Annotated in this window: 17 protein-coding genes; 1 reads left to right on the top strand and 16 read right to left on the bottom strand. The window is 66.0% G+C overall.

The genetic code is table 11. The features are described from left to right. Positions 1 to 56: 56 nt before the first annotated feature. The 4 genes from infB to rimP form a co-directional block, all read right to left on the bottom strand. Entirely contained in the window at positions 57 to 2,765 is a 2,709-nt protein-coding gene (gene infB / locus AB5K84_RS00235) for a translation initiation factor IF-2 (protein WP_011083605.1), read from the bottom strand. Between the two features lie 71 nt (positions 2,766 to 2,836). Next, positions 2,837 to 3,520: an RNA-binding protein gene (locus AB5K84_RS00230; protein ID WP_011083606.1), complete on the bottom strand. Its 684-nt coding sequence runs from the start codon at positions 3,518 to 3,520 to the stop codon at positions 2,837 to 2,839. A gap of 23 nt (positions 3,521 to 3,543) precedes the next feature. After that, positions 3,544 to 5,154, bottom strand: coding sequence for a transcription termination factor NusA (nusA, locus tag AB5K84_RS00225; RefSeq protein ID WP_011083607.1), 1,611 nt, complete (start codon positions 5,152 to 5,154; stop codon positions 3,544 to 3,546). Between the two features lie 2 nt (positions 5,155 to 5,156). After that, positions 5,157 to 5,912, bottom strand: a complete 756-nt coding sequence (rimP, locus tag AB5K84_RS00220) for a ribosome maturation factor RimP (protein WP_011083608.1) — start codon at positions 5,910 to 5,912, stop codon at positions 5,157 to 5,159. Positions 5,913 to 6,273: 361 nt separating this feature from the next. Here rimP and AB5K84_RS00215 point away from each other — a divergent pair, with 361 nt between their 5' ends. Further along, positions 6,274 to 7,356: a DUF2336 domain-containing protein gene (locus tag AB5K84_RS00215; protein ID WP_011083609.1), complete on the top strand. Its 1,083-nt coding sequence runs from the start codon at positions 6,274 to 6,276 to the stop codon at positions 7,354 to 7,356. A 93-nt stretch (positions 7,357 to 7,449) separates the two neighbouring features. On the opposite strand, the gene AB5K84_RS00210 is transcribed toward AB5K84_RS00215, so the two are convergent. The 12 genes from AB5K84_RS00210 to tsaB form a co-directional block, all read right to left on the bottom strand. Continuing rightward, positions 7,450 to 8,160: a tRNA (guanine(46)-N(7))-methyltransferase TrmB gene (locus AB5K84_RS00210; RefSeq protein ID WP_011083610.1), complete on the bottom strand. Its 711-nt coding sequence runs from the start codon at positions 8,158 to 8,160 to the stop codon at positions 7,450 to 7,452. Next, complete coding sequence (locus AB5K84_RS00205) at positions 8,157 to 9,314, bottom strand: M20 family metallopeptidase (protein ID WP_011083611.1); 1,158 nt, start codon at positions 9,312 to 9,314, stop codon at positions 8,157 to 8,159. The genes AB5K84_RS00210 and AB5K84_RS00205 overlap by 4 nt, the downstream gene beginning before the upstream one ends. A gap of 86 nt (positions 9,315 to 9,400) precedes the next feature. Further along, entirely contained in the window at positions 9,401 to 9,814 is a 414-nt protein-coding gene (locus tag AB5K84_RS00200; RefSeq protein ID WP_011083612.1) for a helix-turn-helix domain-containing protein, read from the bottom strand. 220 nt (positions 9,815 to 10,034) lie between these two features. Further along, positions 10,035 to 11,648: an apolipoprotein N-acyltransferase gene (gene lnt / locus AB5K84_RS00195; protein WP_441232364.1), complete on the bottom strand. Its 1,614-nt coding sequence runs from the start codon at positions 11,646 to 11,648 to the stop codon at positions 10,035 to 10,037. Next, positions 11,645 to 12,763, bottom strand: coding sequence for a hemolysin family protein (locus AB5K84_RS00190; RefSeq protein WP_028172525.1), 1,119 nt, complete (start codon positions 12,761 to 12,763; stop codon positions 11,645 to 11,647). The genes lnt and AB5K84_RS00190 overlap by 4 nt, the downstream gene beginning before the upstream one ends. 1 nt (position 12,764) lies before the next feature. Further along, entirely contained in the window at positions 12,765 to 13,274 is a 510-nt protein-coding gene (gene ybeY / locus AB5K84_RS00185) for an rRNA maturation RNase YbeY (protein WP_038965162.1), read from the bottom strand. 62 nt (positions 13,275 to 13,336) lie between these two features. After that, complete coding sequence (locus AB5K84_RS00180; protein ID WP_011083616.1) at positions 13,337 to 14,332, bottom strand: PhoH family protein; 996 nt, start codon at positions 14,330 to 14,332, stop codon at positions 13,337 to 13,339. A 64-nt stretch (positions 14,333 to 14,396) separates the two neighbouring features. Further along, complete coding sequence (gene miaB, locus AB5K84_RS00175; protein WP_011083617.1) at positions 14,397 to 15,794, bottom strand: tRNA (N6-isopentenyl adenosine(37)-C2)-methylthiotransferase MiaB; 1,398 nt, start codon at positions 15,792 to 15,794, stop codon at positions 14,397 to 14,399. A 191-nt stretch (positions 15,795 to 15,985) separates the two neighbouring features. After that, the gene (locus AB5K84_RS00170) at positions 15,986 to 16,666 is read right to left on the bottom strand and encodes an HAD family hydrolase (RefSeq protein ID WP_011083618.1); all 681 of its coding nucleotides are present in this window, start codon (positions 16,664 to 16,666) and stop codon (positions 15,986 to 15,988) included. Next, on the bottom strand, positions 16,667 to 17,122 hold the full coding sequence (locus tag AB5K84_RS00165; protein ID WP_011083619.1) for a Fur family transcriptional regulator: 456 nt from the start codon (positions 17,120 to 17,122) through the stop codon (positions 16,667 to 16,669). It lies immediately after the preceding gene. Between the two features lie 38 nt (positions 17,123 to 17,160). Continuing rightward, entirely contained in the window at positions 17,161 to 17,646 is a 486-nt protein-coding gene (rimI, locus tag AB5K84_RS00160; RefSeq protein WP_011083620.1) for a ribosomal protein S18-alanine N-acetyltransferase, read from the bottom strand. After that, positions 17,643 to 18,338, bottom strand: a complete 696-nt coding sequence (gene tsaB, locus AB5K84_RS00155; protein WP_011083621.1) for a tRNA (adenosine(37)-N6)-threonylcarbamoyltransferase complex dimerization subunit type 1 TsaB — start codon at positions 18,336 to 18,338, stop codon at positions 17,643 to 17,645. The genes rimI and tsaB overlap by 4 nt, the downstream gene beginning before the upstream one ends. Positions 18,339 to 18,526 lie beyond the last annotated feature (188 nt).

Raw genomic sequence — 18,526 nt, 5'->3', positions numbered from 1 at the left:
TCTCACTCCCGCTATTTCAGCTCAAAAAGATCCGGGCGCTTCGGTAAGATTTGGACTTACAGGGAGCGCTGGATCGTCTCCACGCGATAACACTCGATCACGTCACCGGCACGCATGTCGTGATAGTTCTCGAAGGCCATGCCGCATTCCTGACCGGACTGGACTTCCTTCACTTCGTCCTTGAAGCGCTTCAGCGTCGACAGCTTGCCTTCGTGCACGACGACGTTGTCGCGGATCAGGCGCACATTGGCGCCGCGTTCCACGGTGCCGTCGGTGACGCGGCAGCCGGCGACCTTGCCGACCTTGGAGATGTTGAAGATCTCCAGGATCGCGGCATTGCCAAGCATGGTCTCGCGCAAGGTCGGCGCGAGCAGGCCGCTCATCGCCTTCTTCACGTCGTCCACGAGGTCGTAGATGATGTTGTAGTAGCGGATCTCGATGCCGTTGCGCTTGGCGGCCGCAGCGGCTTCCTTGTTGGCACGAACCGAGAAGCCGATGATCGCGGCGTTGAAGCCTTCCGCGAGCGTCACGTCCGACTCCGAGATACCGCCGACGCCGGCATGCAGAATGCGGGCGGCGACTTCGTCGGTGCCGAGCTTCTCCAGCGAGCCGAGGATCGCTTCCAGCGAGCCCTGCACGTCGGCCTTGATGATCAGCGGGAATTCCTTGCGGCCCGCCGTCTTCAGCTGCGACATCATCTGCTCGAGCGAGCCGCGCATGCCGGAGATCGAGGCTGCCGCGTTCTCGCGCTTCTGGTGCGCGCGGTAGCTCGTGACCTGGCGGGCGCGGGCTTCGTTCTCGACCACGGCGAGGCGATCGCCGGCTTCCGGCGGACCGTTGAAGCCGAGCACCTCGACCGGCACCGACGGACCTGCTTCCTGCACCGTCTCGCCCTGGTCCGAGATCAGCGCGCGGACGCGGCCCATCTCGGCGCCGGCAACGATGATGTCGCCGACACGGAGCGTGCCGCGCTGAACCAGCACGGTCGCGACCGGGCCACGGCCGCGGTCGAGCTTGGCCTCGATCACGGTGCCTTCGGCCGGACGCTCCGAATTGGTCTTCAGGTCGAGGATATCGGCCTGGAGCGCGATCATCTCGAGCAGCTTGTCGAGATTGGTCTTGTTCTTGGCGGACACCTCGACGTCGACGACGTCGCCGCCGAAGGATTCCACCTGCACTTCGTGCTGGAGCAGCTCGGTGCGCACGCGCTCGGGCTTGGCATCGGGCTTGTCGATCTTGTTGATGGCAACGATGATCGGCACCCGCGCCGCCTTGGCGTGGTTGATGGCTTCGACGGTCTGCGGCATCACGCCGTCATCGGCCGCGACCACCAGCACGACGATGTCGGTGACCTTGGCGCCGCGGGCGCGCATCGCGGTGAACGCGGCGTGGCCGGGCGTGTCGATGAAGGTGATCTTCTTGCCGCTTTCGGGCGACACCACCTGATAGGCGCCGATATGCTGGGTGATGCCGCCGGCTTCGCCGGAGACCACGTTGGCATGTCGGAGCGCGTCGAGCAGCGAGGTCTTGCCGTGGTCGACGTGACCCATCACGGTCACCACGGGCGAACGCGTCTCGGTGTCGGTGGAATCGTCGACCTGGTCGAACAGGCCTTCTTCAACGTCGGACGCGGCGACGCGCTTGACGGTGTGACCGAGCTCTTCGGCGATCAGCTGCGCGGTGTCGGCGTCGATCACGTCGGTGATCTTGTGCATCGCGCCCTGCTTCATCAGCATGCGGATGACGTCGACCGCGCGCTCGGCCATGCGGTTGGCGAGCTCCTGGATCGTGATCGCTTCCGGAATGATCACCTCGCGGATGAGCTTTTCCTTCGGCTCGTTCGAGGCATGGCCCTTCAGACGCTGGGTGCGGCGGCGGAACGAGGCGATCGAGCGCTCGCGCACCTCGTCGGCGTTGAGCGCGGTGACCACCGTGAGACGGCCGCGCTCTTTCTGCGGGCCGGGCTTGTGAGTGGTCTTGGGAGGCGGCGCGGGACGCGCGGCGCCGCCGGGACCGCGACGGATCTGGCGCGGCGCCTCGTCCTCGTCCGGCTCGGCCGCAACTGCGGGGCCGCGACCTGCCGGTGCACCCGGACGCTGCGCGGTCGTCGTTGCAGGACGCGCGGTCGTTGTTCCCGGGCGGGTCGTCGTGGTTCCGGGCCGTGCCGCGGGGGCGCCGGGGCGCGGTGCGGGCGCGGCCGGCGCTGCGGTCGCGGGACGCGCGGCCGATGCCGGCTGCTCGCCCTCGCCAAAACGCTTCTTGGCCTCGGTCTCGGCCTTCCGCTTGGCTTCGTCCTCGTGGCGATGGCGCTCGTCCTCGGCCTTGCGGCGGGCTTCGGCGGCTTCGCGCTCGGCGCGTTCGGCGGCCTCGCGGACAGCGCGGCGCTGGGCCTCTTCCTCGGCCTGGCGGCGTTCCTCGACTTCGCGCAGCTTGGCATCGGCCAGCGCGCTGGCACGGGCCGAACGCTCGTCCTCGGTCAGGGTGCGCAGCACCACGCCGGAACCGGCATTGCGCGGCGGGGCGGGCGGCGGAGCCGGGCGCGACGGGGCAGGCGCGGCGGGCGCCGGCTTTGCGGTCACCTCGGGCGCGTGCGGCTCGGGACCGTCGCCAATACGGCGCTTGCCGCGCTTCTCGACCACGACCTGCTTGCTCCGGCCGTGGCTGAAGCTCTGGCGCACGGTGCCCGTTTCGACGCGCGGCTTGAGCGATAGCGTCTTGCTCGGAACGCTCAGCTTCTTGTCGCCAGGGGTCTTGGTATCAACCATTCAGCAGTCCTAATCCTGATCTTGTTGTCGTTGTGCGTTGCCGCACAGTAATGTCGGTTGGTCGTTGTCTCTCAGAAATCCTGGCCGCGCTTTTCGGCAGTCTTGTCATCGTCCGCCATCCGGTATCGGACCAGCATCTGGCTACGTGACAGGAATGACCTGCTCGCCGGGCCCGCGAGCAGCGCAGCATGTATCACATTTGACCGGGTCAGTGCCAAATCCAATTCTATCGATTTCAGTCCGGTCACGACGGGAATCTGCGGCTTGGCGCCGCGATTTCCGGCATTTTGACGCGCCAGCATGTCCAATTTGCGGATTCCGTCCGCGGCCCCGTCGCTGGCGTGGATCAGGACCTCGACCGTGCCTTCCCGAAGCGCGCTCTCGACCTTGCCGAAGCCGGCCACGACCTGGCCCGCCTTGGCGGCAATCCCAAGGGCTTCCGTCACGCTCCGGACCAGGAGCGCCTCGATGTCGGCGGGAAGCGTCTGAGGGGTGCGCAGCTCGCGCTTGAAGGCCTTGCTAAATTGGTGACGCCGCACCGCTTCCGCAACCACCTCGCGCGAGGCGGTGATCCACATGCCGCGTCCGGGCAGCTTGCGCTTGAGATCGGGAACTATGTGCCCTTCCGGCGAGACGACGAAACGGATCAGCTCGTCGATCGGCCGGACCTCGCGGCTGACCGCGCACATCCGCATGGTCGCGGACCTTTCGGTCCGCGGCCCATGGTCGAGATCGTGGTCAGTATCTGCGAGCATCCGGGCGACATTCTCCTTCGTCCTTAAGCCGGCTGATCTTCGCTCGCCTCAGCCTCTTCAGCGGGCTTGGCGAGATCGGCCTCGGTGATCCAGCCGGCCTTGACGCGGGCCTGCATGATCATCGCTTCGGCATCGTCACGGGAAATCTCGATACCGTCGAGCGCACCCGGATATTTGGTGGTTTCGCCACCTTCCTTGCGCTCGGTCCAGCCGACCAGATCGTCGGTGGCGCAGCCGGCGAGGTCGTCGACGGTCTTGATGTCGTTCTCGCCGAACTTGACCAGCATCTTCGAGGTGACGCCGGGCACGTCCTTGAGAGCGTCCTCGACGCCGAGTTCCACGCGCTTGGCCTCGAGCTCGGCTTCCTGCTGCTCGAGATATTCGCGGGCGCGGTTCTGGAGCTCCTGCGCGGTCTCCTCGTCAAAACCCTCGATGCCGGCGAGCTCCTTGATGTCCACCATGGCGAGTTCCTCGACCGAGGTGAAGCCTTCGGACGCCAGCAGCTGGCCGACCACTTCGTCGACGTTGAGCGATTCCATGAAGACGCGGGTGGAGTTCTCGAAGTCGGCCTGGCGGCGCTCCGATTCCTCCTGCTCGGTCAGGATGTCGATATCCCAGCCGGTGAGCTGCGAGGCGAGGCGCACGTTCTGGCCGCGGCGGCCGATCGCCAGCGAGAGCTGGTTGTTGGTATCGGGCACCACGACCTCGATGCGCTCGCGGTCTTCGTCGATGACGACCTTGGAGACTTCGGCCGGCGCCAGCGCGTTGACCACGAAGGTCGCGATGTCGGGCGACCAGGGAATGATGTCGATCTTCTCGCCCTGCAATTCGTTCACCACGGCCTGCACGCGCGAGCCGCGCATGCCGACGCAGGCGCCGACCGGATCGACCGAGGAATCGCGGGAAATCACGCCGATTTTCGCGCGCGAGCCGGGATCGCGGGCAACCGCCTTGATCTCGACGATGCCGTCATAGATTTCCGGCACTTCCTGCGCGAACAGCTTCGCCATGAACTGCGGATGGGTGCGGGAGAGGAAGATCTGCGGGCCGCGGGTCTCGCGGCGGACGTCGAAGATATAGGCGCGGACGCGGTCGCCGTTGCGGAACACTTCGCGCGGCAGCATCTCGTCGCGGCGGATGATGGCTTCACCGCGGCCGAGATCGACGATCACGCTGCCATATTCGACGCGCTTGACGACGCCGTTGACGATGTCGCCGATGCGGTCCTTGAATTCCTGATATTGCCGGTCGCGCTCGGCCTCGCGCACCTTCTGCACGATCACCTGCTTGGCCGACTGCGCAGCGATGCGGCCATATTCGAGCGGCGGCAGGGTGTCGGCGATGGTGTCACCGACCTGGGCGCCGGGATTGGCGCGCTGCGCATCCACCAGCGAAATCTGGTTGGAGTGGTTTTCGACCTTCTCGACCACCAGCATGTGGCGCGACAGCCGCAGCTCGCCCTTCTTCGGGTCGATCTCGGCGTGAACGTCAGTTTCGCTGCCGTAACGGGCCCGCGCCGCCTTGGCGATGGCGTCCTCCATCGCCGCGATGACGATGCCGCGGTCGATCGATTTCTCGCGCGCGACGGCATCGGCGATCTGGAGCAGTTCAAGTCGATTGGCGCTGACTGCCATGGCTAGTCTCCTTCGTCAGGCTCGATCTCGCCGCGCCGCGCGCGTTCGGCGGCCAAGCGATGTTTCTTCGTATTGGTCGGTGCCGGCTTCTTCTTCGGCTTGGTGTTCTTGGTCGTTTTTTCGCTGATTTTCGCGTGAGGCGCAGCCGGCGGCTCCAGGCCGAGATTGCGGCGCATCTCGCGCGCCGCGGCCTTGCCACGGCGCATCGATTCCGCGATCAGCTCGTCGGTCAGTACCAGCCGGGCCTCGCTGATGTCCTCCATCGTCAGGAGAACGTTGCGTTCCTCGCCCGCCTTGACGTCGTCGCGCTGCAGATGCACGCGGTCGCCTTCGACAGCGCCGATCATGCCGCGGAACCGCTTCCGCCCCTCATGGGCGACCGCCATCTCGACCTTCACCAGATGTCCGGCATAGCGCTCGAAATCGGAACGCCGCACCAGGGGGCGATCGATCCCCGGCGAGGAGATTTCCAGCCGATAGGCGCGATCGATGGGGTCGGCGACGTCGAGCACGGGCGACAGCGCCCGCGAGATCGCCTCGCAATCCTCGATCTGCATCGAGCCGTCCGGGCGCTCGGCCATGATCTGCACGGTGCAGCCGGCCTCGCCGGAAATGCGGATCCGCACCAGGCGGTAGCCCATGCCCTGGAGCACGGGACCCGCCACCGCGGACACCCGTGCCGCGACGCCCGGCTCGACCACGAGCCTCGGCTCGGCCAGCAACTCGGCATCCGTGGAACCAACGGTCGGTTCGGTCATATCCAGGGTCAAGGCGCTCGATGGTTAAGGCTTGGTTACGATTTCAAAGCCCGCTTCGGAACTCTCCCGGCAGCTCGCCGGGCCGCATCTTCCGCCAAGCCGCGCTCAGGTAATAAAAAAGAGCGGGTCCTTTCGGGCCCACTCTCACTACGCGGATCGTATGAGAAGATGAATTGGCGCTGATATAGCCCTTTCCACCCTCGCGGACAAGGCCCATCGCAGGGCAGGCGAGGCTTTTTGCGCCTTTCCAACGGCCCCCCGCGCAACGCTTCCTTCATCAACGGGGCCTAAATTCCCTGATTGTGGGGCGACTTGGACCAAGGGCGCACCCGCGGCGTGCCCTGTACGAGTTTGCGTTTTCATGACCGTTGCCACGTCGCTCATTCCCGGACTGGACGATATCGTCAAACGCGGCGACCCCCGGCGCCGTGGCGAGATCGCGCGTGCCATCGCCGAGCTGTTCTTCCAGGATCCCGCCAAGCTCCGTCCCGAGCTCATAGATCTCTTCGACGATCTCCTGATTGATCTCGTCCCGCATGCCGAGCTCGCCTCGCGCGTCGATCTCGCCGAGCGCTTTTCGCGCCTGGACAACGCGCCGCGGCACCTGGTGAACCAGTTCGCGCGCGAAAACGAGATCATGGTGGCGGCCCCTGTGTTGCGCCGCTCGCCCGTGCTCGACGAAGCGGCGCTGGTCGAGATCGCGCGGCTGAAGGGCCAGGGTCATCTGCTGGCGATGACGGAGCGTCCCGCCCTGTCGTCTGTCGTCACCGACGTACTGGTCGAGCGCGGCGATCGCGACGTGGTGCGTCGCGCCGCAGGCAATGCCGGTGCGATGTTCTCACCCGGCGGCTATTCCGAGCTGATCAAGCGTGCCGCGCAGGACGGCGTGCTGACGCTCAAGATCGGCCAGCGCAACGATCTTTCGGGCGAGCACCTGAAAGAGCTGCTCAACGGCACGCTCGACGTCATTCGCCGCCGTCTCTCCAGCGTGGTCAATCCCGTGCGCCAGGTCGAGATCAAGCGCGCCATGGCGGCCATCGAGGAGGCCGCGCTGCCGCCCGGGCCGCGGCGCGATTTCACGGCGGCACAGCGCACGGTGCTCGGCTTGCATCGCGAGGGCCATCTCGGCGAGAGCGCGCTGCTCGGCTTTGCCAAGGCAAACAAATACGAGGAAGCGATCGCCTCGCTCTCGGCGATGTCCGGCGTCCGCCTCTCGATCCTCGACCGCCTGATCGCGGGCGACCGCTACGATCCGATTCTGATTCTGGGGCGCGTGCTCAATCTCGGCTGGCCCACGGTGCGCGCGCTCATCCTGCTCTGGTACGGTCCGCATCGCACGCCGGCCGATGCCGACATCGAGGCCGCCCGCATGAACTTCACGCGCCTGATGCCGACGACGGCGGAACGCGTCGTGAATTTCTGGCGCAACCGGCAGACGATCTGAAGTTACTGTGTTGGTCATTCCGGGGCGATGCGAAGCATCGAACCCGGAATCTCGAGGTTCCGGGTTCGCGCTTCGCGCGCCCCGGAACGACAATCAGCTTCTTCTGAACCGCAAATACGCGGCCTTGCGTCCTTCGCGCGCGGCCTTCCGGCCGTAGCGCGTCATCGTGTAGCCGTCCCATGGCTGCCGGAAATCGTCGGCGCGCTCCGCAAGCCATTTGAAGTCCGCCGAGCGCGCAAGATGCGACAGCGTCCAGGCGCAGTAATCGTCGATGTCGCAGACGAAGCGGAATTCGCCGCCGACCTTCAGCACGCGCGCCATTGCGGCGATGGTCCTGTCCTGGACGAAGCGCCGCTTCCAGTGCCGCCGCTTCGGCCAGGGATCCGGGTGGATCAGGTCGATCCGCGACAGCGAGGCCTTCGGCAGCCAGGCCAGGAGCTCGGCGGCATCGCCCGCGAACAGGCGGATGTTGGCGATGTTGCCGGCCTCGATCTGCGCGAGGATCTTCGCCATGCCGTTGACATAGGGCTCGCAGCCGATGAAGCCGGTCGTGGCGAAGTTCTGCGCCTCGGCCGCAAGATGCTCGCCGCCGCCGAAGCCGATCTCGAGCCGCACGTCGCTCGCCGCGGGATCGAAGATCTCGCACGCATTCCCCGGCGCCTCGCCCGCGATGTCGAGCGCAAGATGCGGCAGCAGATGATCGATCAGCTCGGCCTGGTGCTGCCTGAGCTTGTGGCCCTTGCGGCGCCCGAAGAAGGCGCGCTCGCTGTCATCGCGATCGGGATCTGACTTGCGTTCGCTCATCGCAGCGTCTGATACAGGCGATAGAGCAGCCGCGCGCGCGGTTCGAGCGACGAGACATAGAGCTGCTCATAATGGGTGTGTGCGCCCTTGCCGTCGACGCCGAGCCCGTCGAGCGTGCCGGTGTGGGGAGCGGTGAAATTGCCGTCCGAGCCGCCGCCCGTGTAGGTGTCGATCAGTTCGAAGCCGATCTCCGTGGCGAGCGTCCTGGCATGCTCGTACAGCGAGGCACCTGCATTGCCCTTCTCGTAGGGCGGACGATTGAGCTCGCCGGTGACCCTGACGGTGACGCCGTTCGTCTTCGACCTCAGGGCGAGGATCTTGCCGACGAATTCGTCCGCATCGGTGAAGCTCGGCACGCGCAGATCGATTTCGGCATAGGCCTCTTCCGGCGTCACGTTGGGGCGCGTGCCGCCGCGCACCACACCGACATTCACGGAGACGCCGCGCGCCGGGTCGTTCATCCCTTCCAGCGTCAGGATGATATTGGCGAGCTCGCGGACGGCGCTGCGACCATCTTCGGGTCGCGAGCCGGCATGCGCCGGCACGCCTTTGATGAACACCTGGAAGCGTCCGACGCCCTTGCGTCCGGTGACGATCTTGCCGCCGTCGCGTGCCGGCTCCGTCACCAGCACGTATTTGGCCTTGCGCCCTTCCTTCTCGATCAGCGCACGCGAGGTGGGGCTGCCGATCTCCTCGTCGGAGGTGAACAAGTGGGTGATGCCGAGTGGCGAGCGCTCGGCCGTGGCGCAAAGCGCGCGAAACGCGTGATGGGCGATGTAGGCGCCGCCCTTCATGTCGTAGATGCCGGGACCGAACGCGCTGTCGCCTTCGACCTTGAACGGCAGGCGCTCGATGAATCCCAGGGGATGAACGGTATCGAGGTGGCTCAGCACCAGGATGCCGGGCCGGTCCTGGCCCCAGGCCGAGCGTGCCAGCAGATGATCGCCGCAGCCGTCGACGCCGGCGATGCGCTCGAGCGTGACAGGCAGATCGCGATAATGATCCGCGACCAACGACACCAGCCTGTTGACCTGTTCAGGCGCCTCTGTCGGCGTCTCGATCTCCACCCAGCGCCGGATGCCGTCGAGAATAGTTTGGTTATCGAACCAGTTGGAGTTCGTCATGGGCGCATCTATGCCTTTGAATCGCATCATCCGGGAGGACGCGCGTCAAAGCGCGGCCGCAAATGACGACATAGGCCAGATTTGGCGCAGCCTCAAATCGATTGAGCTGGCGCGCCTCAGCGCTTGTCGGGACCTTCGCGTGCCGCGATCTGCTCGACGAGATCGACGATCGAGCGGCGCATCTTCGCATCAGTGATTCGCGTGAACGCCTTGGTCAAAGCGAGTCCCTCGGAGGTCGCGAGGAAGTCCGAGACGTAAGAGGGCGAGGCGCCTTCCGCGAAGCCGTTCGGGCCGGCCACACCGCTCGGTCCGCCTTCGAACAGGAACGACACCGGCACCTGGAGAATTTCGGCAATCTGCTGGATGCGGCTCGCGCCGACCCGGTTCGTGCCCTTCTCGTATTTCTGGATCTGCTGGAAAGTCAGGCCCAAAGCTTCACCGAGCTTTTCCTGGCTCATGCCCAACATGATGCGGCGCATGCGCACGCGGCTGCCGACATATTTGTCAACAGGGTTGGGCGCTTTCGACATTTCCTCAGCCTCCAAACACCACCCTCAGCGCAATCGACGGAATGCCTCAGGTGCCAGCATCATAAAAATCAGACCCTGTTATTGGGAAACATTGCGGAGAAATTTAGCAATGCCCACTGTCTTTTGCAGCTGGTGCAGAATGAGGAACCCGCGTGCAGTCTGTCAACCGTGGGACCGCGGTTGTCAAAGGATTCCGGCCGCTTCGGCGGTGACGGCGGGATCAGGGGTGCCGTTTGGCCACACGTCGGCGGACCGCGAGAAGCACGGCCAGCGCGACGAGCACGGCCGCGGGCACGTCGCCCACCCGTGCATAGATCGTCGGCGGGATCGCGGCGGGCAGGCTTGCATCCAAAATGCCTTCGACGCCGAGACCGAGGCTGGCGACGGTTCGCCCCACCGGATCGATCACCGCGGAGATGCCGGTATTGGCGGAGCGGACCAGCGGCAAGCCGAGTTCGATCGCGCGCATCCGCGCCTGCTCCAGATGCTGATAGGGTCCGGTCGAGATGCCGAACCAGCCGTCATTGGTGAGGTTCACGATCCAGCCCGGACGTTCGTTGCGACCGGCAACCTCGCCGGGAAAGATCGCTTCGTAGCAGATCAGCGGCAGCGCTGACGGCGCGCCGGGCATCGGCAGCGCGTGCCGCACGGTGCCGGCGATGAAGCCGCCGCGCACACGCGTGAGCTGCTCGAAGCCGAGCTTCTCCATCAGATCCTGGTAGGGAAGAAATTCTCCGAACGGCACCAGGTGCAGCTTGTCGTAGACCGCGAGCACGCTGCCGTCGTGATCGATCACGTAGATCGAATTATAGGCACGCGTGATCGGCGTTCCCCGCGGCAGATCGGGCGCGCGAACCGAGCCCGTGATCAGCACCGTGCCCTTCGGCAGCAGCTCGGCGATCTCGGCCATCGCGTCGGCTTCGCGGGTCAGGAAGAACGGAAAGGCGGATTCCGGCCAGATCAGGATGGTGGCATCGCGCACGCCGGTCGATTGCGGTCCGGAGGCGCGGTCCGACAGCGCCAGGTATTTCTTCATCACCTCCGTCTTGGCGGCGTAGTTGAACTTCGCGTCCTGCTGGAGGTTCGGCTGCATCAGGCGCAGCTTGGCGCCCGCGACCATCGTGGTCGGATGCAGCGACAGGCGGATCGCGCCGAAGATGCTCATGGCAATCAGAAGCGCGACTGCCGCGGCCGGCGCGCGCCACGCCACGCGGCGATCGGGCGTGCGGTCGATCAGCGTCGCGGGGCTTGCAAAGATCGCAACAGTCAGGAACGTCATGCCCCACAGGCCGATCAGCGACGCCGTCTGCGCCAGCGGCAACGGCTCGGACAGCGCATAGCCGAACGCGTTCCAGGGAAAGCCGGTCAGCGCGTGACCGCGCAGCCATTCGGCGATGGTGAGGCTTGCCGCGAGCGCAAGCACGCGCGTGGCGTTCTTGGTCCAGAGCAGGCGGGCGAGCGCAAATCCGATCGCAGTGAAGATGGAAAGATAGGCCGGCAGGCCCAGCACGGCGAACGGCGTCAGCCAGGCGAACACATCGGCGTCGACGAAGAAGGCATAGCCGATCCAGTAGAGGCCGGGGACGAAATAGCCGAGCCCGAACCAGTAGCCGGTCAGCGCCGCGGCGGGGATGCCGCGGTATCGCCCCGCGCCGGCGCCGTCGATCAGCCAGACCAGCACCGGGAAAGTGATGAACAGCACGGGGAAGAGATTGAACGGCGCCAGCGCCAGCACCGACAGCGCGCCGGCGGTTATGGCGACGAGGGCGCGCTTCCATCCCCAGGTGAGGATGATGGCAAACGCAATCTGCCGGAGTCGCTGGAACGCGCTCACTGCGGGCCGGTCCCGTCGCTTGGCGGCGGGGTCGGCGTATCACTGGCCGGCGGTTGACCGCTCTCCGGCGCGCTCTCGCGGCGTCGGCTCTCGCGCTGGGTGCGCGGCGCGGGGCGTTCCTTCCGCGTCGAGATGCGCAGCCGCTTGACGCGGCGCGGATCGGCATCGAGTACCTCGACCTCATAGTTGCCGGGGCCCGAGATCACCTCGCCGCGCACCGGCAGGCGCCCGACGAAGCTGACGAGATAGCCGCCCAGCGTCTCGACTTCCTCGCCGGCTTCGCCGGTGACGAAGTCCGCGCCGATCACGGTGCGGACGTCATCGAGGCTGGCGCGGGCGTCGGCGATGAAGGCGTTGTCGGGCAGGCGCACGATCGAGGGCGGCTCGTCGCTGTCGTGCTCGTCGTCGATCTCGCCGACGATCTGCTCGACGATGTCCTCGAGCGAGACCAGCCCGTCGCTGCCGCCATATTCGTCGACCACCAGCGCCAGGTGGATGCGCGTGGCCTGCATCTGCGCGAGCAGGTCGATCGCCCGCATCGACGGCGGCACGTAGAGCAGCTTGCGAATGATGCGCGCGTCCTCGAGCGGCATCGCGAGATCGACGGTACGAAGGTCGAGGCCGGCCGGCAGCGGCTTCTTGCGCTTGGTCTTGGTGGCGTCCGACACGCGTGCCCGCGCGGTCATGAACGCGAGCAGGTCGCGGATGTGGACGATGCCGACGGGATCGTCGAGCGTCTCGTTGTAGACGACGAGGCGCGAATGGCCGGCGCTTTCGAAGCGGTCCATCAGCTCGCCGAGCGGAATGTCGCGCTTCACCGCGATGATGTCGGCGCGATGCACCATGACGTCGGCGATGCGGCGCTCGTGCAGACCGAGGATGTTGCGCAGCATGGTGCGCTCGACGGCGGAGAAGCCGGTGTCGTCGGGCGTCGAGGCGTCGAGCACGACCTGGAGATCGTCGCGCACCGACCCCGCCTTCCAGCCGAACAGCGTGCGGATCGCGCGCAGCAGCCAGCCTTCGGCGGTCGGACGCAGCACCTCGCCGGGTGCCACCACGACCGGCAAATTGGGCGTGTTGCGGGGATTGTCGTGGATCGGGTCGGAATCCGGCATCTCAGTGCGTCCCCGGGCGGTCGGCATAGGGATCGGGAATGCCGAGATGGGCCAGGATCTGCGTCTCCAGCGCTTCCATCTCCTCCGCGTCGTCGTCGTTCTCGTGGTCGTAGCCGATCAGGTGCAGGAAACCGTGCACGGCCAGATGGCTCAGATGGTGGTCGAACGGCTTCTTTTCCTCGTCCGCCTCGCGCCGCATGGTCTCGTAGGCGATCGCGATGTCGCCGAGCATGCGCGGCGCATCGCCTTCCTTCCATTCGCCCTCCGGCTGGAGCGCGGGAAACGACAGCACGTTGGTCGGCTTGTCGATGCCACGCCAGTTGCTGTTGAGCGTGCGGATGCCGGCATCGTCGGTCAGCATCACCGCCACTTCCGCCTCCGCGACGTCTTCGTCGACACTCTCGGCGGCGGCCGCGACCGCGCGCTGGATCACGGCTTCGGAATCGGGTTCGCGCTGCCAGCAATCGGCGACGACGAGGACCTCGGTCATGGGAAGGTTGGGGTGTGACATTGTCTTTGTTCGGAACGAAAAGGCGCTCGCGTCCGCGCCCATATGGTCCGGTTGTTGTCCCGTCAGGATTTACCGGCGGCCGGCCGCTGCGGCTGCCCTTCATAGGCGGAGACGATCCGCGCCACGAGTTCGTGGCGGATCACGTCCTCGGCTTTGAAATGAACTTGTGCAATGCCTTCGACGCCGTTCAGCAGGCGGGTTGCCTCGGCGAGGCCCGAGGTCTGGCCGTTCGGCAGGTCGATCTGCGAGGGATCGCCGGTCACGATCATGCGGCTGTTCTCGCCGAGGCGGGTCAGGAACATCTTCATCTGCATCGATGTTGTGTTCTGCGCCTCGTCCAGGATGATGGCGGCGTTGGTCAGCGTGCGGCCGCGCATGAAGGCGAGCGGCGCGATCTCGATCTCGCCGGTTTGCAGCGCTCGCTCGACGATGCGTGCGTCCATGAGGTCGTAGAGCGCGTCGTAGATCGGGCGTAGATAGGGATCGACCTTCTCACGGAGATCGCCGGGCAGGAAGCCGAGCCGCTCGCCGGCTTCCACCGCCGGGCGCGACAGGATGATCTTGTCGACTTCCTTGCGCTCGAACAGTTGCGCGGCATGCGCGACCGCGAGCCAGGTCTTGCCTGTACCGGCAGGTCCAATGCCGAACACCAGTTCGTGGCGCTTCAGCGCGCGGATGTAGGAGTCCTGCGCGGCGGTGCGCGCGCGCACCGGGCGTTTACGCAAGTTGATGCTGTCGAAGGTCGTTTTGGCCGATTTGGCGTCGAACTCGAACAGGGAGCCCTGTGCGATCACGGCGCGGATCGCGCCCTCGACCTCGCCCTGGTCGAGATCCTGCCCCTTCACCGCCTGGGCGTAGAGCACCTCCAGCACGCGGCGCGCGGCATCGCAACCGTCGCGCGTGCCGCCGATGGTGATGTGGTTGCCCTTGGAATCGACGACGACGCCGAGCCGGCGCTCGATCTGCGCGAGGTGCTGGCCGTACGGGCCGACCAGTGCGGATGCGGCGCGGTTGTCGTCGAAGTCGATGACGACCTGGGTTTCGGGCGGAACTTGCATGTCGCGGTCAAATTTGCGGCTGGGAGCGATAGAAGACGAATCCGATGCGCTTTTTGGCAAGGGTTCAGGCTCCAGTGGCGATGGGTGATAAAGCGGGCTCGCGCGCAACGCGCGGTGTGACGAGCTCCCCTAGGAAGCTGTAGCGTTCGAGGCTGTCGATCCGCACCGGAAGGATTTGTCCGATGATGCCGGGCGAGGCCATCACATGCGCGGGCTGGAGGAAGGCGGTGCGGCCGACGATCTGGCCGTCCTTGCGCGCCGGACGCTCGAACAGCACATCGACGGTTGAGCCAATCGCGGCCTTGTTGAAGGCCGATTGCTGGCTGTCGATCAGTTCCTGGAGCCGCTCCAATCGCTGGTCCATCTCGGCGGGGGACACCGTCTCCTGCATATCCGCGGCCGGCGTTCCCGGCCGGGCGGAGTATTTGAACGAATAAGCGGCAGCGTAGCCGATTTGCGTGACAAGCGCGAGGGTGGCGAGAAAATCTTGCTCACTTTCACCCGGGAATCCGACGATAAAATCTGATGAAAAAGCAATGTCTTGGCGCGCGGCCCGGAAACGGTCGATGACACGCCGATAATCATCGGCGGTATGTTTGCGGTTCATGGCGGCCAGAATCCGGTCCGAGCCCGACTGCACCGGCAGGTGCACGAACGGCATCAGGGCCGCGAGATCGCGATGGGCCGCAATCAGGCTGTCATCGACGTCGCGGGGATGGCTGGTCGAATAGCGCAGCCGCGCGATGCCGGGAATCCCTGCCAGGTGTTCGAGCAGCCGGCCGAGTGGCCAGCTTTTTCCGTCGGGTCCGTCGCCGTGATAGGCGTTGACGTTCTGCCCGATCAGCGTGAGCTCGCGCACGCCGTTGTCGGCGAGCCGCTTCACGTCGTCGACGATCCTGGCCACCGGGCGCGACACTTCGGCGCCGCGCGTATAGGGCACGACGCAGAAGGTGCAGAACTTGTCGCAGCCTTCCTGCACCGTGACGAAGGCGGAAATGCCGCGCGCGCGGATCGCATCGGGTTTCGGCTGGGCCAGGAAGCCGAACTTGTCGGCCGCGGGAAATTCGGTCTCGACCGCGCGGCCTTCGTTGCCGGCCCGCTTCAGCAGCTCCGGCAGGTGATGATAGCTCTGCGGGCCGACCACGACGTCAACCACCGGCGCCCGGCGCACGATCTCCTCACCCTCGGCCTGCGCCACGCAGCCTGCGACGGCGATCTGCATCGCGCGGCCCCCGCGGGCGGCCTCGTCCTTGGCGACGCGCAGCCGGCCGAGCTCGGAATAGACCTTCTCGGAGGCCTTCTCGCGGATATGGCAGGTGTTGAGGATGACGAGGTCGGCGTCCTCGGCGCTGGCCGTCTCCACGAATCCTTCCGGAGCCAGCGTGTCCACCATGCGCTGGGCATCGTAGACGTTCATCTGGCAGCCATATGATTTGATGTGCAGCTTGCGCGGCGGCGTCATGGAACCCGAAAATGGAGGTGGAGGACGGCCCTCAGATATAGGCTGGAGGGGGGAAAATCCAGCGAATGGAGCCCGAGGCGGTCATTCCGGGGCGCCCGCAAGGCGGGCGAACCCGGAATCGCTCCAAAAGCACGGGATTCCCGGTTCACGCGCCTTGCGCGTGCCCCGGAATGACGGGCAAGGGGGCGAAATCAGCCCGCCAAAGCGTCCGCCTCGACCCGCCGGACCAGCTCCGGCAATTGCCGCATATCGTCGAACGTCAGTCCGGCGCCGGCGGCCCGCAGCCTTTCGGCGTGCCCCGGCGGGCAATGGCTGCCGCCGTGAAAGCCCAGCACGGTCATCCCGGCGGCGTGCGCGCCGGTCACTCCGGGAAGGCTGTCCTCGATCACGAGGCAGCGCTCCGGGGCGACCTTCATCTGCGCGGCGGCAAACAGGAACAGGTCGGGCGCGGGCTTGCCGCGGGCGACCTGGCTCGCGGAAAAGATGTTCGGCGCGAGCAGGTCGTAGAGCCCGGCGCACGTCAGGCCGTGATGGATCTTCTCCGGCGTGCCGCTCGATGCGACGCATTTCGGTAGATCGATTGCGGCGATCGCCGCGGCCACATGGGTGATCGGCTGCAAGTCGCTGGCGTAGAATTGCAGCGTGGCCGCATTCACTTGGCTCTCCAGATCGTCGGGGAGGCTGCGGCCGATTTCCTGCTCGACCATCCGCCGCGCGTCCTTCTCGGATACGCCGAGAAAGCGGATTAGTACCTCCTCCGAGGTGATCGGATAGCCGTGGCGGGTCAGCACATCCGCATGCGCGCGACAGGAGATCACCTCGCTGTCCACGAGCACGCCATCGCAGTCGAAGATGATGAGATCGACGGGCACTTAGCTTGTGGGCTTGTCGTCGTCGAGCGGGACGCAATAGAGCTCGAGCCGGTGGTCGACCAGCTTGTAGCCGAGCTTGCGGGCGATCTCCGCCTGGAGCTTCTCGATCTCTTCGGAGGTGAACTCGATCACCTTGCCGTCGCGCAGATTGATGAGGTGGTCGTGATGGCTGTCGCGCATCGTCTCGTAGCGCGCGCGTCCCTCGCGAAAGTCATGGCGTTCGATGATGCCGGCATCCTCGAACAGCTTGACGGTGCGATACACGGTTGAGATCGAGATCTTGTCGTCGACGGCGACGCAGCGGCGGTATAATTCCTCGACGTCGGGATGATCGACCGCCTCCGCGAGCACGCGGGCGATGACGCGGCGCTGCTCGGTCATGCGCATGCCGGTGGCGGCACAGCGCGCCTCGATGCCGGACGCCTTGGATGCAGAAGAAGGTTTCAGTGCGGTCATGATCTGTCTGCCTGACGGGGCGCTTTCTGCCATCAATGTTACGACAAGTCACGCCGCATCAGAAGGGCGTTCAATTGTTCCCCGTTCGGCTGTTTATAGTAGCGTTCGCGGCGGCCGACCACCATGAATCCGCACCTCGCGTAGAGCCGCCGTGCCGGCTGGTTGTTTTCCTCGACCTCGAGAAATATCGTGCGCACGCCGCGCCCGGCGAGGTGGCCGAGATGGCTCATCAGCAGCGTGTGGGAGAGGCCGCGGCCGCGATGGGCCCGGTCAACCGCGATCGAGAGGATCTCCGCTTCGTCCGCGCCGATCCGCGACACCGCAAAGCCGATGGTCTTGCGGCCGAGGCGCAGCCGATGCACCAGCGTATTGCGCTCGCTCATCATGCTCTCGAATTCGCCTTCGCCCCAGCCGTGCGCGAAGGAGGCGCCATGAAGCTGCGCGAGCCGCGCGGCATCGCGCGCGGAAGCCGGCTCGACGGCGGCCGTGCCGCCGCGCCACCATTCCGACAGCCAGCTCATCATGAAGTTGCGGCTTGAGCTGCGAGCGGCGGCTGCGTTGCCGGTTTTGCATCGGGGGCGCGCAGATAGAATGGCCGCGCCGGATTTGTCTCGGGATCGGCGGCAGCGCCAAGCCATGCGACCCAGCCGATATCGGGCGCGGGCTGCGCGTCGACCGCGACCGGCTGCGGTGCATCCTTCGGCCAGCGATCGGCAAGGATGTTTGCGGCATTGCCGACCAGATGCGGTGCGCCGAATTGCGAGGCCGCGATCGCCTCGTCGACGGAGACGACGCCCGGCCGCACCAGCTGGCTGCCGTCGCCGGCGACGATCTGGAAATAGACGTGATCGTGCCGCGCATCGATAGCGGAGATGACCGGGGCCGATTTGCTCTGGCCGACGACGGTGGCGGCATAGGCCGACAACGTCGTCAGCCCGACGGCCGGCCGCTTGGCCGCGAGTGCAAGGCCGCGCGCTGCCGAAATGCCGACGCGGAGGCCCGTGAAGCTTCCCGGGCCGACGGTGACGGCGATGCGGTCGAGCGCGGTGAAGGAAAGATTGGCCGATTGCATGACGCGCGCGATCATCGGCATCAACGCCTCGGCGTGGCCGCGCTTCATGAGAAGCTGCTCCTGCGCAAGCAGCTCGCCGGCGTCGGTATCGAGCACGGCGGCCGCGCACGCCTCGAGCGCGGTATCGATGGCAAGGATCAGCATGAGAACGCGAATGGCGAGTGGCGAATAACGAGTAGTGTAGCGAACCACGCGCCAATCCGCCATTCATCACGCACGATTTGCAGGCCTCCAAAATGCCCCACGCAAGCTGTCATTCCGGGATGGTGCGTCAGCACCAGACCCGGAATCTCGAGATTCCGGGCTCGGTCCTTCGGACCGCCCCGGAATGA

Source organism: Bradyrhizobium sp. 1200_D9_N1_1 (genome assembly GCF_052075915.1).
GTDB lineage: Bacteria > Pseudomonadota > Alphaproteobacteria > Rhizobiales > Xanthobacteraceae > Bradyrhizobium > Bradyrhizobium diazoefficiens.
Note: the sequence above shows the minus strand (reverse complement) of the source record. Positions and strands in the feature narration are given on the sequence as shown.

Excerpts from the sequence above, each read along its gene's own strand:
- infB (WP_011083605.1), bottom strand. The coding sequence starts at position 2,765 with ATGGTTGATACCAAGACCCCTGGCGACAAGAAGCTGAGCGTTCCGAGC.
- AB5K84_RS00230 (WP_011083606.1), bottom strand. The coding sequence starts at position 3,520 with ATGCTCGCAGATACTGACCACGATCTCGACCATGGGCCGCGGACCGAA.
- nusA (WP_011083607.1), bottom strand. The coding sequence starts at position 5,154 with ATGGCAGTCAGCGCCAATCGACTTGAACTGCTCCAGATCGCCGATGCC.
- rimP (WP_011083608.1), bottom strand. The coding sequence starts at position 5,912 with ATGACCGAACCGACCGTTGGTTCCACGGATGCCGAGTTGCTGGCCGAG.
- AB5K84_RS00215 (WP_011083609.1), top strand. The coding sequence starts at position 6,274 with ATGACCGTTGCCACGTCGCTCATTCCCGGACTGGACGATATCGTCAAA.
- AB5K84_RS00210 (WP_011083610.1), bottom strand. The coding sequence starts at position 8,160 with ATGAGCGAACGCAAGTCAGATCCCGATCGCGATGACAGCGAGCGCGCC.
- AB5K84_RS00205 (WP_011083611.1), bottom strand. The coding sequence starts at position 9,314 with ATGATGCGATTCAAAGGCATAGATGCGCCCATGACGAACTCCAACTGG.
- AB5K84_RS00200 (WP_011083612.1), bottom strand. The coding sequence starts at position 9,814 with ATGTCGAAAGCGCCCAACCCTGTTGACAAATATGTCGGCAGCCGCGTG.
- AB5K84_RS00190 (WP_028172525.1), bottom strand. The coding sequence starts at position 12,763 with ATGCCGGATTCCGACCCGATCCACGACAATCCCCGCAACACGCCCAAT.
- ybeY (WP_038965162.1), bottom strand. The coding sequence starts at position 13,274 with ATGTCACACCCCAACCTTCCCATGACCGAGGTCCTCGTCGTCGCCGAT.
- AB5K84_RS00180 (WP_011083616.1), bottom strand. The coding sequence starts at position 14,332 with ATGCAAGTTCCGCCCGAAACCCAGGTCGTCATCGACTTCGACGACAAC.
- miaB (WP_011083617.1), bottom strand. The coding sequence starts at position 15,794 with ATGACGCCGCCGCGCAAGCTGCACATCAAATCATATGGCTGCCAGATG.
- AB5K84_RS00165 (WP_011083619.1), bottom strand. The coding sequence starts at position 17,122 with ATGACCGCACTGAAACCTTCTTCTGCATCCAAGGCGTCCGGCATCGAG.
- rimI (WP_011083620.1), bottom strand. The coding sequence starts at position 17,646 with ATGATGAGCTGGCTGTCGGAATGGTGGCGCGGCGGCACGGCCGCCGTC.
- tsaB (WP_011083621.1), bottom strand. The coding sequence starts at position 18,338 with ATGCTGATCCTTGCCATCGATACCGCGCTCGAGGCGTGCGCGGCCGCC.